Source organism: Cupriavidus sp. OV096 (genome assembly GCF_900115455.1).
GTDB lineage: Bacteria > Pseudomonadota > Gammaproteobacteria > Burkholderiales > Burkholderiaceae > Cupriavidus.
Genome location: NZ_FOWM01000001.1, coordinates 752,061 through 768,153 on the forward strand (window position 1 = coordinate 752,061; position 16,093 = coordinate 768,153).

Below are 16,093 nucleotides of genomic sequence, written 5' to 3' on the forward strand. Positions count from 1 at the left end.
GCATGATTCCGATCGTCAAAGTCGCAATGCCGCCGAAATCGGCCCTGATGCCCGCGCTGGAAACCGTGCTGTATAGCGGCATGATCGCGGAAGGGGAATCGGTCTATCAGTTCGAAGCCGAGTTCAACCGGCGGTTTGGCCTGAAGCGATCGCTCGCCATGAGCAGTGGTACTGGCGCGCTGCATTCCGCGCTCACTCTGGCAGGCGTTGGCCCGGGCGACGAGGTGATCTCCACGCCAATGACGGCGGAGCCGACCAATACGACAATCCTCTACACGGGCGCCAAGGTGATATGGGCCGATGTCGATCCAGCGTCCGGCAATATGTGCCCCGACTCGGTCCGCCAATGCGTGACGGACAAGACCAAGGCCATCCTTTGCGTCCACTATGCGGGTTACCCAGTGCGTCTTGCCGAACTGCGGCAAATCGCCAACGAGCGTGGCATTGCCCTGATCGAAGACTGCGCCCACGCCCTGGGCGCGAGCTATCAGGACCAGCCCATCGGGACGATCGGCGATTACGGCATCTACTCTTTCCAGGCGATCAAGCACATGACGACCGTCGACGGCGGTATGCTGACGTTCCAAGATGACGCTCAAATGGAAGCGGCAAAGAAATTCCGCTGGTTCGGCATGCTCAAGGGCGTTCCGCGCACCGAGATCGATATCACAAGTGTTGGCTACAAGTACAACATGAGCAACGTCAATGCGACGATCGGTTTGGTGCAGTTGCAGAACATTACCCCCGTACTCGATCGACACACCGAGAACGGCAAGTACTTCGATGCGCTGTTCGAATCGATCAGCGGCGTGGACTTTGCGCGCTGCGACGCTTCGGCCGAGCCGAGCTATTGGCTCTACACCCTGCTGAGCGATGACAGTGCAAGCCTGGAGAAGGCTCTTAATGGGGCGGGAATTTCGGCATCGAAACTTCATCGGCCCAATAATCTGCACAGCATCTTCGCCGCATCCCGACGGGATTTGCCCGGTCTCGACACGTTCTACAAGCGCCTGCTTCATATTCCCTGCGGCTGGTGGGTGAGCGACGAAGACCGCGCGCGCATCGTCGAGGTAATCCGGAAGGGTTAAGGAGATTATCAAATGAAGCAAATCCCATTGTTCGGGGTGGTACACACCCCCGAAATGGAAGCTGTGGCCCTGGAGGTCCTGCGCTCCGGCCGTATCGCCAGCGGCGATTACGTCGGCAAGTTCGAGAAAGGCCTGGGGGAGATCGTCGGCAATCCGCACGTGGTCACCACACACGACATGACGAACGCGGTATTCCTCGCCCTGCACCTTGCCGGGGTTCGCGCCGGGGACGAAGTCTTGACGACGGCGTTCTCCTGCATGGCGACGAATTCTGCGATTGCGCATGCGGGTGCGACGCCGGTATGGGTCGACGTACGCCCTCGCTCCGTGGAAATGGACGTCGATGATGCCGCGCAAAAGATTACCGCACGCACCAAGGCCATCATCATGTATCACGTGGCGGGCTACCCGGGACCGGCCAGAAAAATGGCCGAGCTGTGCAAGGCGCGTGGCATTGCCTTTATCGAAGACTGCGACAACGCCCTGTGTGCCACCCAGGACGGTGCACACGTGGGCCAGTACAGCGATTTTTCGATCTACTCCTTCTATCCGAATCGCCAGATTAACTGCACCGAAGGCGGCGCGCTTGTCTGCAAATCCGCGGACATGGCCACGAAGGCCCGTCAGTTGCGTCGGTTTGGCATCGATGGTTCGGGGTTCCGTACGCCACAGGGTGAGATCAATCCGCTGGCGGACATTCCCGAAATCGGTTGGGCATATACCATGAACAACCTCTGCGCGGCCCTGGGGGCGGCGCAACTGGCACTGGTCCAGGAAAAGATCGAGAAGGCCCGCGCCAATGTGCGCCGGCTCGGCGCTCGCCTGGACGACGTCAACGGTATCCAACCGATCCTTGCCGCCGATGGGGCCATGCCGGCCTACTGGGTCATGCTCTGCCTAGCCGAAAATCGGGACACGCTACTCCAGAATCTGAAGGACCAAGGCATCTCCGCGTCCATTTTGCACCACCGCAATGACACGTACAGCGGGTTCCATGCGGCGCGGATGGATCCGGGCAGCGAAACGACCTGGCTGCAGGATCATATTATTGCCCTGCCCTGTGGATGGTGGCTCAGTGATGCCGATGTCGATGCAATCGGCAATGCCTGCGCGCGCGCGGCAGCCGAAGCCGCAACGTTATCGCTACCCGGCAAGGTCTGATGAAATTGCTCCGTGCCGCAGTGCTCGATATGGTCATGCTGTATGCCGGCAAAGTGTCGGCAGTCCTCGTCGGGTTTATTTTTCTGCCGTTCTATCGACATCTGCTTGGGGCCGAGCAATTCGGCATTGTTGCGGTCATCCTCTCGCTCCAGGGCTTGCTGATCATGCTCGACCTGGGAATGTCGACGCTGGTCGGCCGCGATATCGCCGTGGCGAATTCCGGACCGAACGAGTTGGTATCGCTGGCCCGTACGGCGGAAATGAGTCTGACGAGCTTTTATCTCCTGCTGCTGCCGGCCGCCATCTGCCTGAAGGCACTCGGTGCCTTCGGCAGTATCAACTGGAGCACGATCGTCGGGACAATCGCGCTGTTCTGGGTACTTGTGCTCCAAAACATGTATTACGGGGCGATGCTGGCCCGTCGCGAGTACGCGGCGGCCAGTACGATCCAGGTTGTGGGCGTGGCCGCTCGCGCATGCGCCACGGCCTATGTACTGGCTGCCGTTTCCAGCACAATGACGGCGTTCATCGTCACCCAACTGGTTTTCGCGGCTGCGCAGGCGCTCGTCACACGCTATCGGTGCTTCGCCTTTTGGGGACGAAGCACATCCGGCGCCCCGCTGCTGAAGCGTCCGACGACCCGCGACGCATGGGCTCTCATCATGAAGGGGCGCTCCCTGGTGCTGTTCTCCGCGGCCGGGGCAGCTGTCACCCAGTTGGACAAGCCTTTGGTTTCTGGCCTGATTTCCGCAAACAGCGTATCGCCCTATTTTCTGGCGACCACTCTGTGCATGGTTCCGCTCTCGCTGTTGGCTGGCCCGATCAGCCAGTATTTCCAGCCGCGCGTCCTGAATCAGGATTTTTCGGGCAAGGACTTCCCGAAACCAACCATCCAAAGATTCGTACTCGGCACAATCCTGATCACCGCCGTGCCATCTCTGGCTCTCTGGTTGGCGCGCGAACCGTTGATCGGCCTTTGGATGGGTCATGGACAGGACAGCGCCACCGTCGCCCATTATGTAAAAATACTTCTACCAGGCTTTGTGGTGGGGGCGTTCGGCTATATTCCTTACACGCTGCTGCTCTATGCGAAGGATTTTCGTTTCCAGGCCGTTGCATCGATTGCCATGAGCGTAGTGACGTTGGCGCTTACCGCGGCGGCTGCGTATAAGCACAGTGTCGAGGGCGTGTGCTACATATACGCCACTTACCACACTACTTCCACGCTCATCAGTTGGGTGCGCGCAATGACGCTGGAAAGGATTCGCGCCGCGGCAACATATTCGGCGGTACTGGCATTACAGCTCTTCGTTCCGCTAATTGGCATTGCGATTCTGGCTCAGTTTTTGATTCAAAGTTACTAAGAGATTCTCACAATGTTCGATAACAAGGTCTTGATGATCACCGGCGGTACCGGGTCGTTCGGCAACACGGTCCTCAATCGCTTCCTCCATTCCTCCGTCAAGGAGATCATCGTCTTCAGCCGCGACGAAAAGAAGCAGGAGGACATGCGGATCGCCATTAACAATCGCAAGGTCAAGTTTCATATCGGCGACGTCCGGAACTATGAAAGCGTCGCCCGTGCGATGGAGGGCGTCGACTATGTCTTTCACGCCGCCGCCCTGAAGCAGGTGCCCTCCTGTGAGTTTTATCCCATGGAGGCAACCCTGACCAACGTGATCGGCACGGAAAACGTGTTGAACGCGGCGATTGCCAACAAGGTGAAGCGCGTGGTCGTGCTCAGCACGGACAAGGCCGTGTATCCGATCAATGCCATGGGGATTTCGAAGGCCATGGCAGAAAAGATCATGGTGGCAAAGTCGCGTACTGTCCGCGAAGGCGGTACGGTGCTCTGCGCTACGCGCTATGGCAACGTCATGGCGTCCCGCGGCTCGGTCATCCCTCTCTTCATCGACAAAATCAAGGCCGGCAAGCCGCTGACCGTGACCGACCCCAAGATGACCCGGTTCCTGATGTCGCTGGAAGACTCGGTTGACCTCGTGCTGCATGCCTTCCAACATGGCACCCAGGGAGATATTTTCGTGCAGAAGGCACCTGCCTCCACGATCGAGGAGCTAGGCCAGGCGCTCAAGGAACTGTTCAGCAGCAATGTGCCGGTGGAAATCATCGGCACCCGGCATGGCGAGAAGCTCTACGAGACGCTGGTATCCCGGGAGGAGATGGCCAAGTCGGAGGATATGGGACGTTATTTCCGAATTCCTGCCGACAATCGCGACCTCAACTACGACAAGTTCATTCTCGAGGGTCATCCCGACGCCAACGACGTTGACGATTACACCTCGCACAATACCGAGCGCCTTAACGTAGAACGCATCAAGCAATTGCTGCTTACGCTTCCTTACGTCCTGGAAGAGGTGACGATCTAATGCGCCCGTTGGTATCAGTCATTATCCCCACCCATGGTCGCCCCGAATGCGCGGTGTCGACGATTCGCGCCGTGCTGGCGGCATCCGAGGAACTCGAAGTTGTTGTTAGCGACACAAGCAGCGAAGATCGCATCACGCAGGCGTTCACCGGGCAAGACATTGCCCGACTCAAGCTCCTGCGGCCTGGTGAGCCGCTCAGTGTCGTCGACAACTTCAATTTCGCGCTGAGCCATGCCAGCGGGGAATACCTCGCCTTCATCGGGGATGATGATCTGGTATCACCGCAAATCGCGGAGATCGCCCACTGGGGCATCGCCAATCGAGTCGATGCTTTCAGCTTTACTTTCCCCATGCTGTATTACTGGCCGACATTTTCCAGTACCACGCGCTGGAAGGCGGAAGGCAGCACGCTGGTGGTGAGCGATTTCGACGGACGTATCACGCCGTTCGACGCCAAGGCAGAACTGTCCGCAGCGCTGCGCAACATGGGCTCGGGCGTTCTGGGCATGCCGCGCGCCTATGCGGGCATGATTTCCCGCCCGCTGGTCGATCGCATTATTGCGACGCACGGCGCATTGTTCGGCGGTGTCAGCCCGGATATATACAGCGCCGCATTGATCTCGCTCGAAAGCAGAAAGAGCTTTCACGTCGACTTTCCCATCGTGGTGCCGGGCGCATGCGCCGGTAGCACCTCGGGCAAAAGCGCCCGTGGCCGTCACGTCGGTGGGCTGCGCGACAATGCCCATATTGGCGCGTTCAAGAACCTCGTCTGGGACGAACGCGTGCCCGAGTATTACAGCGTTCCCACGGTCTGGGGATATTCGCTGCTGAAAGGCATTGAGGACAAGCCGCAGTGGCTGCGCAAAGCCGACTTCTCCATGTTGTATCTGCGTTGCCTGATCAGCGATCCGCAATATAAGGACATGGTGCTGCAATGCCTGAAGCAGCATGCCCGCGCCACCGGCTATATAGCGACCGGGATCGAATTCTTTGGCGCGACCGTGCGCGAGGCAACCCGGATTGGGCGCATACTCGTCAAAAAGCAGATGAATCGGTTCAAGCCGGACAATACCGTAGTGCTGCACGACGTAGCGGACACCGAACAGGCTTTCGAGGTCGCATCGCAGTACATCCAGAAACTTGGCAAGAAACTGGAACTGACGAAGAGCGGTTCATGATGCGTCATGTGCAAAGTCATCGCACAGTCGCCCCCAATTCGATGAAGGCCGGACAGCTTAATCCATGTTTCTGACCGAAATCGTCCTGCTGGCCACGGCATTGGGACTGTCCTCGGGCTTCGGCTTGCGCGCGCTAAAGGTCCAGCAACCGTCGCCATACATAGTCGGTGGCGTGACCGCGGCCGGGTTCGTCATCTTGATGATGTGCTTCCGCAGCCTGAGCTTTGGCGTGGATACGGCCGCCTATGCCGAGATATTCGCCGACTTCTGCAAAGGCGGACTGATCACCGACCGCGAATCCAGCTTTCAGATCGCGACGGAAGTGCTTAATTTCACCATGCTGGGCAGTTGCGACACGGAGTTGCTGCCTGCCGTCTGGATATTCCTGATCGTGTTGCCCGCGCTGTTTTTTCGGGCACCTTGGCGCGTCCGCCTTTGCTATATCTCGGCACTCCTGCTGTCCCTGATCGGCATTGAGCTGTCTACCAACGCCTTGCGGCAGGGCTTGTCCACCGGTCTGATGGTACTTGCCGTATCGCTGACGCCGGTAAGCGCGCTTCTCACGTTGCTGTTCGGTGCCTTCGCCATGGTCTTCCATCCCAGCGCCGGCCTCGTGCTGTTCGGATACCTGCTCTCACGACAGAACTGGAGGGTTTTTCTCAGCCTGATGGCCACCCTGATCCTGCTCACTATCCATTTTCTGAGCAGTTCGGTCGAGTTGCCGTTCGTGTCGCGGTTCCTGTACGAAATCAACAAATATCTCGCGCATCAGGACAGTGAACTGTGGATCCGCATTCTTTCGTTTGCGTGCGTGGTGGCCGCATTGCTAGCGCCCCTGCTGTGCCGGCGAACCGGCGTGACGATGCACACGATCGCGTCTGACCGGCGTTATGCCATTGCGCTTCGGATGGCCCTAGTCTGCACGCCGTTTCTTGCCCTGCCCTACTTTGGGTATCGCTTCATCTACGGCATGTATCCGGTCATTTTGTTCCTTACGCTGAGTCCTTCCCTGGAGCCTCACGTAAAGCCCGGGAAGAAGTTCCTTTCCCTTTGCGCAATGAATATCGTGATTCTGCTCGCCTGGGCAGCTGGCTCGACCTATATGCGCGAGCTCCCCTTTATCGGCTGATCATGCAACTGAATTCATCCGCGCGACCGAGCGGTCTGTCGGTCGTGATTCCCACGCTAAATCGCATTGAAATGGTCGCGCGAGCATGCCAGTCGGTGCGCTCGACCCATCTCGATCGGGTGGAGATCATTGTTATCGATGACGGATCCAACGAAGATCTTCGCCAGCAACTCCCCATGCGCAATGACTGGGGCATTCCGATCCGTTGTTATCGGTTTATGCGCAACCGGGGGCCACAAGCTGCGCGAAACCTGGGGATCCGGCGAGCACGATTCAGCCATATTGCTTTCCTGGATTCCGACGATGCGTTCACGCCGGAGAAGATCGACCTGGTCCTTGAACAGCTGGACAATGGCCCCGTTGACCTGCTTTTTCATGGTGTCCAGGGGATGCCCAAGTATGGTAAGCTGGCCCGCCTCTGGACGGGCTCTCTGAGCCGCTGGCTACCATTTGGCTGGTGGATTGCGCTTCTGAATCCCGTTGTGACGCCAACGCTGGTGATACGGCGTGAACGACGCCTCGGCGTCGTGCGCCTGCGGCACTGCGAAGACTGGTGCTTCCTGCTTCGGTACGTTCAGCCCGATACGCGAATCTGCTTTCTCCAGCAGGAACTCTCCATCGTCTATCGGCCTGTTGGAACCAGCGGTGGCTTGTCCAGTGCAATATGGAAAATGCGCAAGGGCGAGTTCGCGGCCCGCCAGGTCCTCCTAAAATCTCCCTGGCCTTCCGGCCTCCCGCGCTACTGCCTTGGCGGCATGGCGGGGCTCCTTCGAATAACGAGTGACGTCCTGCGCGGACGATATTTTCGCTAAGTCGGGATTATGGCAACTGTTTATCTGATCGGTGTACGGGGCATTCCGAACCGCTATGGCGGCTTCGAAAGACTGGTAGAAGTCCTCGCCCCCCACCTGGCAAACCAGGGACACGATGTGACCGTGTTTTGCAATAACGATCCCCCTGTCAACGAGACGGGCGCAGATGAGGACCGCTGGATGGGCGTCCGGCGTCGATTTATTTCCGTTCGCAGCAGCGGCCCCCTTGGCACCATCGAATATGACTGGAGATCCTTCAAGGACGTGCCGCCGGGCGCGGTCGCTTTGATTTTCGGTTACGGAACCGGTATCTTTCAGCGTTACCTGAAGCAGCACAACGTACCGCACGCGGTCAACATGGATGGCATCGAATGGCGGCGCGAGAAGTGGGGGCGCATCGCCCGCATCTGGCTACGCTGGAATGAACGCGCCGCGGCCCGCCAGGCGGATATCCTGATTGCCGACCATCCCGAGATTCAACGCTATCTGCAGGAAGAGCTTGGCAAGGATTCCACCATGATTGCCTATGGTGTGGATGATGACGCTCTGGAGTCCGGCGATCGAAGCAGCCTCTCGCATCCTCTGCTGAGTCAGTTTCCGGACCAGAGCTTTTCCCTTGTCGTGGCAAGACCGGAGCCGGAAAACCAGATCCACGTTACGCTCGATGCATTCGAGCGAAGCGGGAAAAAGCATCCGATGGTCGTGCTCGGCAATTTCGAGGTCAACGAGTACGGTCGCCAGCTTCGTGCCAAGCACCCCGACGTTCATTTCGCTGGCGGCGTGTATAACGCACCAGTCCTGAATGAACTGCGACGCCGCAGCTCGCTCTATATTCACGGCCATTCGGTCGGGGGTACCAATCCTTCCCTGATCGAAGCCATGGCTGCAGGGGCGTTGCTGGTCGCTCACGACAACCCATTCAATCGGTGGGTAATGGGTGGTGATGGTTCGGGGCTGTTCTTCAGGGGCGCAGAAGACCTCGCCGTCCACCTCGATAATCCACCCAGTCCGGAAGTCCGTGCGTCGATGATTGCCGCTGCCAAACAGCGCTGCGTGGATCAGTTCCTGTGGCGTCGTATTCTCGGCCAGTATGACGACGTTGTGGCCGGTTTGCTGCAGGCACGCCATTGAACCCGCCCTCCAGGCCGATCTGATATGACTAGCAACCATTTCCCCAGGATCGCGGTTGTGATACCGGCCTACAAGGTACGCAGCCAGATCATGAGCGTCATCGAGAATATCGGTGATCTGGTGACGCACATCTACGTCATAGACGACTGCTGCCCCGACAACTCCGGTGCATTTGTCACCAGCGAATGTAAGGACTCCCGCGTACAGGTGATTCGGCTGCCGAAGAATCTCGGAGTGGGCGGCGCCGTCATGGCCGGCTATCAAGCGGGTATTCAGGACGGCGTGGATGTCATGGTCAAGGTTGACGGTGACGGGCAAATGGATCCCCGATATATCACCAACTTTGTTGAGCCTATCCTGGCGGGCGAGGCGGATTACACGAAGGGAAACCGCTTCTTCAACCTCGACAGCCTGGAGCAGATGCCGAAAGCGCGCCTGATCGGGAACGCCACGCTCTCGTTCATGAGCAAGCTGTCGTCCGGCTATTGGGATCTGTTCGATCCCACGAACGGCTATACAGCAATTCACAGCGAAGTGGCTCGCCATCTGCCAATGAGGAAGATCAGCCATCGTTACTTCTTCGAATCGGACATGCTCTTCCGACTGAATACGCTTCGCGCGGTGGTACTCGATATCCCGATGGACGCGAAGTATGGCGACGAAGTCAGCAATCTGAAGATCGGCAAAGTGGTTGGCGAATTCCTTGTGAAGCATGCGCGAAACTTCGTAAAGCGGGTCTTTTACAACTACTATCTGCGCGATCTTTCGATTGCTTCCCTGGAACTCCCTCTCGGGGTGGCGATGCTTGCATTCGGCTTCATATTCGGCGGAATCGAATGGATGCGGTCGTTCCAGGCTCACGCGCCAGCTTCCGCCGGTACCGTCATGCTTGCCGGGTTGCCCGTGATTGTCGGCCTACAGTTTGTTCTGGCGTTTCTGGCTTATGACATCGCGTCTGTTCCCCGGCGGCCACTCCATCGACGTCGAATCCGGCGCGGCGTGATTGAAAACTCAACTGGAAGGGACCAATGATCCTCACCTATGCAGTCGCACTCGTCTGCACGCTCGGCATGACGTTTGGGCAGATACTGTTCAAGATGAGCGCGAGCGCTTCCCAGGAAACCGGCAGCCTTTTCTCGCTCAAGCCCCTTGCCGTTCTGTTCGCAGCGATGTGCCTTTATGGCGTGACCTCGATCGTCTGGGTGTGGGTGCTTCAACGCATTTCTCTGGGTAAGGTCTACCCCTTCATGGCCCTGGCCTTCGTGTTTGTGCCGCTCGGCACGTATTTTCTCTTCGGTGAGCGATTTCAGCCGCAGTACCTGTTCGGCGTCGTCTTCATTCTAATCGGCGTGATACTGACAACCAGCGCATGACGCCCTTTTCAACGGACACCAACCTGAACTACCGCACCGACATGAGCAAGAAGTACACGGCATTGTCGATCGTCACTACCGCGCTCCTGATAGTGACGATCTGGACCGCATTCGCGCCAGGATTCATGTCCAACGACTCCGTCAGCCAGTATCGCAGTGCCCTGGCGCAAAGCTACGCGGACAACCATCCGGCCATCATGTCCTACGTGTGGCATCTGAGCCTGTCCCTGATACATGGGCCGGAGAGCCTGCTGGTACTGCATTTGATGTTGCTTGTGCTCGGCATCCTCGTCTGGCAAATGGACATGCCCAGCCCCCGCTGGAAGATTTTGATTCCCGCCATCTTCTTTTTGCCGTGGATTCTGAATTTCGCCGGCGTGCTGTGGAAAGACGTCGGCATGGCATTTTCGCTGCTGGTGGCCACGGGTCTGCTGTTCAACCTTCGCCGCAACACCCGGCTGGCGCTGCTAAGCCTGCCTTTCCTGTTTTACGCGTTTGCTGTGAGGCACAACGCCATTCTTGCTACCGCCCCTCTTATCTTTGTTGCCTCGCTGGGTTATCTCCGCAGGCGAAAGATCATTTATGCGGCCGTCATCGCCGTTGTAGTGTCGGCTGCGTTCTGGCTCATCGGTTCTCTGGTCAGCTACGGCTTGCTGAAAGCTGAGCGGCGGCATCTGGAGACATTCTTGATGGGCGACGAAATTGCGATGATCTCCGCCCAGACGGGGCAGAACCTGCTGCCGTGGGTCAAGCATGACGACCTGATGGCCTGCACCCAGCCTCGCATTCTGTACGAACGAGCCTTGTGCTTTATCAGCCGAGGCTACGACCCTGGCGGGAGTCTGGTGACGGAAGTCCCGTATGAGACCACGCACAATCTGTGGAAAGAGACCGTACTCGCACATCCGATACTCTCCGCGAAGATTCGGTGGGATGCCTTCCTGTATTTCATTCGGTCTCCTCAACTCGCACCGGCTTACGTATGGCAGCCAGGAATCATGGAAAATGACCTGGGTATCGCGCTGGCACGGCCAGACAGTGCCCAACGGCTGGAAGCGTACGTCACCGTGAGCCAGAACGGTGTGCTGAGCGAATTCTTCAAGCCCTACCTGTGGCTAATCCTTGCTGCAGTCATGCTGGTACTGTGTGCCCGCATGCGGCCTTCTATTGAAAGGACTCAGGTATTTGCCTTGAACCTTTCCGCGCTGGGCTGTTATGCCAGTTTGCTGGCGGCCGTACCGTCCGTCGATTTTCGTTACGCGTACTGGTGCATCATCGCCACCAATCTATCGATTATCGTTTTCCTGGCCGCAGCCTGGCGCGACCGCAGATCGTCGGCGCATGCCTAACCTGCTTCCGTGACTGCAAATGAATTCCGCGATCTTTCATGACTGTTGATGCAATGCCTTCCCAAACTCGCGATAGCGCGTGCCCGGCGTGTGGCCACAAAACCGAAGCTGGGATCTTATCCTGGCATCGGATCTGCCCCAAATGCCGTTATGAATCCGGCGATCTCCAGCCGAGGATCAACGACGAGGCGACGCAACATTCCATCGATGAAAGGGATCGCGAGGTAGGATTGCGGGAAATCCGGCTGGAAAATTTCAAGGATGTTCTCACGCTGATCAAGGCGAATTCGGTGTCTGAATCGCGCCGATTGCTCGATGTTGGCTGTGCCCACGGATGGTTCCTGGAAGCCGCAGGAGCATCCCGCTATTCGGTGCTCGGCCTGGAGCCCGACGCGAAGGTATTTGCTGCGACAACGGCCAGAGGGCTGCCCGTCCGCGAGGGCTATTTTCCCGACGCGCTACAGCCTCACGAACAGTTCGACGTAATCGTGTTCAACGACGTGTTCGAACACATTCTAGATGTCCACTCGATCGCGGCAGTCTGTCGCCAGCGTCTTGCGCCAGGCGGCCTGCTTGTCCTAAATCTTCCGAGCAGCAAGGGCCTCTTCTATCGGTTGTCAAAGGTGTTTGCCCGCGCGGGATGGATAGGACCCTTTGAGCGGCTGTGGCAGAAGGGATTCCCGTCGCCGCATGTCCACTTCTTTAATGAGACGAATCTGACCAACGTCGTCTCGCGCCATGGATTCAGCCTGGCAAAGAGCACCGAGCTTCCCTCGGTCAGGGCCAAGGGAATGCTGGCACGGATGCGGTTCGATAATACGGCGAGCCCAATCAGCGTATGGATTCAGTACCTGGGAACCATGATGCTTCTCCCACTGACCCGACTTTTTCCCAGCGACGTACTGGTGTGTCTTTACCGGCGCGACTGAGCGCGCCAGGGATGGCCTCACGCCTGGGTCAGACGGCGGCGTGCGTCAATTCCCATACCAATCAGAAGACTGATCACCAGACCGACCACTAGGCCCGCGAGACCGAAGAGCATTTTGCTCGGAAAGACAGCCCGTCGGCTGGTTTCGACCGGCCCTAGCAAATGGGTATTGTAAGTACGCTCCTTGCTCATCAGCTCGCCAAGCGAGTTCTGGCGAAGGCGTAGCGTTCGCAGGCCCTTTTCATTTTCACTGACCATCTCGCTAAGCAGGACATTTTCCGAGAATTTCGCCGCAACACTGGCGTTGCCACGGTTTTGCACGAGCTCATTCAGCATTTCCCGGCGCTTGTCCTCCCTGGCAATACCCTGCTTGACCTCTGCCAAATCTGCATTCAATCGGCTCAGCGACGGGCGCATAAGATCGGCATGGATGCGCATCATCTCTGTGCTGATGCCCTCCGCCGCACGCCTCGCCTCCTCCGGCGAATAGCCCCGCACGCTGAACTGAATCAGATCGGTACCGACCAGCATCGTGGACTTCAAGGAACGTCGTATCAGCACGGCGGCAGCGGGCTCTTCGAGTCCAACCGAAAAACCAAGCCTCTTCAGTACTTCCTCCGTAAACTGCGGGATCCTGAGGCGCTCGAGCGCGCGCAAAGTCGGTTCGATTTGCGTGACAAGCGGTGCATTCCCCCCCTCGTTCGAAACCTGACCAATCTGCAGGACGCCCTTTGCCTCCCATTGGCGGGAAACCAGGAACGTCGTGCCAACACCGATGACCAGCCCCGCCATGCTCAGCACAAGGATCTTCACGGCATGACGCTTGAGAAAGCGCACGACATCCTCGAACGTGATAACGATACCCTCCTCCTCGCTTTTCGGTGCAGGGACAGATTTCATTTCCATAAGCTATCTCTTAATAATCATCCATCGCGGCGACTGGAATCGGACGATCCGCCAGTACAGCCAGACGTACAGAATAATGAACAGGCCGATGAATATCAGCAAAACAATCCGGTTATTCCAGAACAGCGTGGCCGGCAGCACCGCCATCAGGCTCAGCAGCCAAAGATAGGGCGAGGTCATCGAATTCCTGCGCAGCATGTTTCGCTCGTCCTTGCTACCCACGGCCCATCGCATCAGGCGCTGATAGATCAGCGTATGAAGGTGAACGCCGTCTGGGTATCCAGCGGGCACTCCTTTGAGGACCCGACGACGATAGATCGAGAACAAGGTCTCGAAGATCGGATAGATCAGCATCAGGACGGGATACCAGGCAGACACCTGCGGGTTGCGCATGACCAGGAGTATCCCGCATTCCGCCAGTACAAAACCGATGAGATAGGCGCCGCCATCGCCGAGGAAAATATGCCCGGCCGGAAAATTCCAGATGAAGAATCCAAGGATGGCCCCGACCATGGCAAAAGCCACCGTGATGATGAGCGGGTCGCTTACCTGGAAGGACACATAGGCCAGTGAGACAAACATCAGCATCGCCACCATCGAAGCGAGACCGTTGAATCCGTCGATGATGTTGATGGCGTTGGCAACGCCCGCCACTGCAAATACCGTAATAAGACCGGACAGCAGCGGCAGTGCGAGTGCCATGTCGAGATAATGGACATCGATGCGTACGATGCGCGCATCGAGCAGATACGCCGCGAGGACTGCCGAAATCATCGTCGCGATGAGTCTCTCACGAGGGCTCACGCGCTTGGTCAGATCCTCGATAAAGCCGGCCGCGAATGCCGGCGTGGCACTGCAGAGCAACAAGAGATAGGGGAAGCCGAGCGCCTTCGAGTCGCGAAGAAAGAACAACGCAATACTCACCCCAACTAGCGCGAGAGCGATGCCCAGTCCGCCCACCCGTGGCACCGGACGAGCATGAAATTTCTGGACTCCGCTCAAATCCCAGTCCGCCGTGATGTGAGCGTGAACGCTCGAATAGCGTATCACCAACAGCGTAAAGAGAAACGAGAGAACAAAAGCAATCGAAAGTGTCAGCATATAGGAAGCGTTATATCACCACTGTTGGCTGTTGCGATTGATTACTGCCGGGCCAATGTCATCGTTTTACTGGCGCGATGATCATCCCGCCCTGGCCTCGCACAGCAATCACAGCGATGCATTACTCGAACAGATCAGCCTCCACTAGGCGCTTGCCTTCGGCGTCCTTTGCGGCAAGTATGGGATTGCCTTCGATTGGCCATTCAATGCCGACATCCGGATCGTTCCAGATCAGGCTTCGTTCATACTTCGGATGCCAATAGTCCGTAACTTTGTACAGGAACTCTGCTTCATCCGACGTCACGACGAAGCCATGCGCAAACCCCGCAGGAACCCAAAGCTGGCGCTTATTTTCCGCCGACAGGGTCACGCCGACCCACTTTCCGAAATTTGGCGAGCTTCGGCGCATATCCACCGCGACATCGAATACCTCGCCGGATACCACACGAATCAGCTTTCCCTGCGCGTGCTGGATCTGATAGTGCAATCCACGCAGCACATTGCGCGCCGATCGGGAATGGTTGTCCTGAACAAACGTTCCCTGGTACTCCGTCGCCGCTTCGAATGCCTTCTGATTGAACGATTCGAAGAAGAAGCCACGACTGTCGCCAAACACCCGGGGTTCGAGGATGAGAACTTCAGGCAGGCTTGTCGGGATCACGTTCAGGCTCACTTGATGGCCTCCGAAACAATCTGGCGCAAGTATTGCCCATAACCGTTCTTGGACAGCGGTCTGGCCAGCGCTTCCACCTGCTCGGCATTGATCCATTTGCTGCGATACGCAATCTCTTCGGGACAGGCCACCATCAGACCCTGGCGCTTCTGCAGCGTCGCGATAAAGCTTGCTGCCTCCAGAAGTGAATCATGGGTGCCAGTGTCGAGCCAGGCATACCCCCGCCCCATGATCTCGACGTTGAGCTCGCCATTTGCCAGATAGTGCTTGTTCACGTCCGTAATTTCCAGTTCACCACGCGCCGACGGCTTGATATCCGCGGCAATGTCGCAAACCTGGTTGTCGTAGAAATAGAGCCCGGTCACCGCGTAGTTCGAACGCGGCGTATTCGGCTTTTCCTCGAGCGACACGGCGCGAAAATGCTCATCGAATTCGATGACACCATACCGCTCCGGATCATGCACGTGATAGGCGAAAACAGTGGCGCCGCTCTCCTGCGTTGCCGCGTTTTGCAATTGGCGAGCGAGATCGTGACCGAAGAAAATATTGTCCCCAAGAATCAGGGCGGACGGATCATTGCCGACAAAGTCGCGGCCAATAATGAATGCCTGTGCCAGGCCATCCGGCGATGGCTGCACCGCATAGGACAAGTTGATACCCCAACTGCTGCCGTCGCCAAGCATCTCCGCAAATCGGGGCGTATCTTCCGGCGTGGAGATGACGAGAATGTCACGAATCCCCGCCAGCATGAGCGTGGACAGCGGATAGTAGATCATCGGCTTGTCGTAAACAGGCAGTAGCTGTTTCGACACCGAACGGGTAATCGGATAAAGCCGGGTACCGGAGCCGCCGGCCAGGATGATGCCTTTATGCATGT

The 16,093-nt window shown here is 57.7% G+C and carries 16 protein-coding genes; 12 read left to right on the forward strand and 4 right to left on the reverse strand.

All coding sequences use genetic code 11. From position 1 onward, the window contains the following. Positions 1 to 2 precede the first annotated feature (2 nt). The 12 genes from BM115_RS03505 (at position 3) to BM115_RS03560 (ending at position 12,537) form a co-directional block, all read left to right on the forward strand. Positions 3 to 1,088 (forward strand): DegT/DnrJ/EryC1/StrS family aminotransferase, encoded by a 1,086-nt coding sequence (locus tag BM115_RS03505; protein WP_092290597.1) that lies wholly within the window; start codon positions 3 to 5, stop codon positions 1,086 to 1,088. A gap of 12 nt (positions 1,089 to 1,100) precedes the next feature. Beyond that, entirely contained in the window at positions 1,101 to 2,249 is a 1,149-nt protein-coding gene (locus BM115_RS03510) for a DegT/DnrJ/EryC1/StrS family aminotransferase (protein WP_092290599.1), read from the forward strand. Then, on the forward strand, positions 2,249 to 3,613 hold the full coding sequence (locus tag BM115_RS03515; RefSeq protein ID WP_092290601.1) for a lipopolysaccharide biosynthesis protein: 1,365 nt from the start codon (positions 2,249 to 2,251) through the stop codon (positions 3,611 to 3,613). The genes BM115_RS03510 and BM115_RS03515 overlap by 1 nt, the downstream gene beginning before the upstream one ends. Before the next feature lie 12 nt (positions 3,614 to 3,625). Beyond that, positions 3,626 to 4,636 carry a polysaccharide biosynthesis protein gene (locus BM115_RS03520; RefSeq protein WP_092290603.1) on the forward strand — a complete coding sequence of 337 codons (1,011 nt, stop codon included), beginning with the start codon at positions 3,626 to 3,628 and terminating at the stop codon, positions 4,634 to 4,636. Continuing rightward, entirely contained in the window at positions 4,636 to 5,814 is a 1,179-nt protein-coding gene (locus tag BM115_RS03525) for a glycosyltransferase family 2 protein (protein WP_092290605.1), read from the forward strand. Before BM115_RS03520 ends, BM115_RS03525 begins: the two co-directional genes overlap by 1 nt. A 64-nt stretch (positions 5,815 to 5,878) precedes the next feature. Beyond that, entirely contained in the window at positions 5,879 to 6,943 is a 1,065-nt protein-coding gene (locus BM115_RS03530; RefSeq protein ID WP_092290607.1) for an EpsG family protein, read from the forward strand. Positions 6,944 to 6,945: 2 nt separating this feature from the next. Beyond that, entirely contained in the window at positions 6,946 to 7,755 is an 810-nt protein-coding gene (locus BM115_RS03535; RefSeq protein ID WP_092290609.1) for a glycosyltransferase family 2 protein, read from the forward strand. Between the two features lie 9 nt (positions 7,756 to 7,764). Next, on the forward strand, positions 7,765 to 8,886 hold the full coding sequence (locus BM115_RS03540) for a DUF1972 domain-containing protein (RefSeq protein WP_092290611.1): 1,122 nt from the start codon (positions 7,765 to 7,767) through the stop codon (positions 8,884 to 8,886). Between the two features lie 24 nt (positions 8,887 to 8,910). Next, positions 8,911 to 9,918, forward strand: a complete 1,008-nt coding sequence (locus tag BM115_RS03545) for a glycosyltransferase family 2 protein (RefSeq protein WP_092290613.1) — start codon at positions 8,911 to 8,913, stop codon at positions 9,916 to 9,918. Beyond that, positions 9,915 to 10,259: an EamA family transporter gene (locus BM115_RS03550; RefSeq protein ID WP_092290615.1), complete on the forward strand. Its 345-nt coding sequence runs from the start codon at positions 9,915 to 9,917 to the stop codon at positions 10,257 to 10,259. The genes BM115_RS03545 and BM115_RS03550 overlap by 4 nt, the downstream gene beginning before the upstream one ends. Then, entirely contained in the window at positions 10,256 to 11,608 is a 1,353-nt protein-coding gene (locus BM115_RS03555; protein ID WP_092290617.1) for a hypothetical protein, read from the forward strand. Before BM115_RS03550 ends, BM115_RS03555 begins: the two co-directional genes overlap by 4 nt. A gap of 38 nt (positions 11,609 to 11,646) precedes the next feature. Beyond that, complete coding sequence (locus tag BM115_RS03560) at positions 11,647 to 12,537, forward strand: methyltransferase domain-containing protein (protein ID WP_255370679.1); 891 nt, start codon at positions 11,647 to 11,649, stop codon at positions 12,535 to 12,537. Positions 12,538 to 12,554: 17 nt separating this feature from the next. Here BM115_RS03560 and BM115_RS03565 read toward each other — a convergent pair whose 3' ends face one another. From BM115_RS03565 to rfbA, 4 genes are all read right to left on the reverse strand, one after another. Then, on the reverse strand, positions 12,555 to 13,442 hold the full coding sequence (locus BM115_RS03565) for a GumC domain-containing protein (RefSeq protein ID WP_092290621.1): 888 nt from the start codon (positions 13,440 to 13,442) through the stop codon (positions 12,555 to 12,557). A 3-nt stretch (positions 13,443 to 13,445) separates the two neighbouring features. After that, complete coding sequence (locus BM115_RS03570) at positions 13,446 to 14,543, reverse strand: MraY family glycosyltransferase (protein WP_092290623.1); 1,098 nt, start codon at positions 14,541 to 14,543, stop codon at positions 13,446 to 13,448. Positions 14,544 to 14,664: 121 nt separating this feature from the next. Beyond that, entirely contained in the window at positions 14,665 to 15,216 is a 552-nt protein-coding gene (rfbC, locus tag BM115_RS03575; RefSeq protein ID WP_092290625.1) for a dTDP-4-dehydrorhamnose 3,5-epimerase, read from the reverse strand. Continuing rightward, positions 15,213 to 16,091: a glucose-1-phosphate thymidylyltransferase RfbA gene (gene rfbA / locus BM115_RS03580; RefSeq protein ID WP_092290627.1), complete on the reverse strand. Its 879-nt coding sequence runs from the start codon at positions 16,089 to 16,091 to the stop codon at positions 15,213 to 15,215. The genes rfbC and rfbA overlap by 4 nt, the downstream gene beginning before the upstream one ends. Positions 16,092 to 16,093 lie beyond the last annotated feature (2 nt).

Excerpts from the sequence above, each read along its gene's own strand:
- BM115_RS03525 (WP_092290605.1), top strand. The coding sequence starts at position 4,636 with ATGCGCCCGTTGGTATCAGTCATTATCCCCACCCATGGTCGCCCCGAA.
- BM115_RS03570 (WP_092290623.1), bottom strand. The coding sequence starts at position 14,543 with ATGCTGACACTTTCGATTGCTTTTGTTCTCTCGTTTCTCTTTACGCTG.
- rfbA (WP_092290627.1), bottom strand. The coding sequence starts at position 16,091 with ATGCATAAAGGCATCATCCTGGCCGGCGGCTCCGGTACCCGGCTTTAT.
- BM115_RS03565 (WP_092290621.1), bottom strand. The coding sequence starts at position 13,442 with ATGGAAATGAAATCTGTCCCTGCACCGAAAAGCGAGGAGGAGGGTATC.
- BM115_RS03555 (WP_092290617.1), top strand. The coding sequence starts at position 10,256 with ATGACGCCCTTTTCAACGGACACCAACCTGAACTACCGCACCGACATG.
- BM115_RS03510 (WP_092290599.1), top strand. The coding sequence starts at position 1,101 with ATGAAGCAAATCCCATTGTTCGGGGTGGTACACACCCCCGAAATGGAA.
- BM115_RS03535 (WP_092290609.1), top strand. The coding sequence starts at position 6,946 with ATGCAACTGAATTCATCCGCGCGACCGAGCGGTCTGTCGGTCGTGATT.
- BM115_RS03560 (WP_255370679.1), top strand. The coding sequence starts at position 11,647 with ATGACTGTTGATGCAATGCCTTCCCAAACTCGCGATAGCGCGTGCCCG.
- BM115_RS03550 (WP_092290615.1), top strand. The coding sequence starts at position 9,915 with ATGATCCTCACCTATGCAGTCGCACTCGTCTGCACGCTCGGCATGACG.
- BM115_RS03515 (WP_092290601.1), top strand. The coding sequence starts at position 2,249 with ATGAAATTGCTCCGTGCCGCAGTGCTCGATATGGTCATGCTGTATGCC.
- BM115_RS03505 (WP_092290597.1), top strand. The coding sequence starts at position 3 with ATGATTCCGATCGTCAAAGTCGCAATGCCGCCGAAATCGGCCCTGATG.
- BM115_RS03530 (WP_092290607.1), top strand. The coding sequence starts at position 5,879 with ATGTTTCTGACCGAAATCGTCCTGCTGGCCACGGCATTGGGACTGTCC.
- BM115_RS03540 (WP_092290611.1), top strand. The coding sequence starts at position 7,765 with ATGGCAACTGTTTATCTGATCGGTGTACGGGGCATTCCGAACCGCTAT.
- BM115_RS03545 (WP_092290613.1), top strand. The coding sequence starts at position 8,911 with ATGACTAGCAACCATTTCCCCAGGATCGCGGTTGTGATACCGGCCTAC.
- BM115_RS03520 (WP_092290603.1), top strand. The coding sequence starts at position 3,626 with ATGTTCGATAACAAGGTCTTGATGATCACCGGCGGTACCGGGTCGTTC.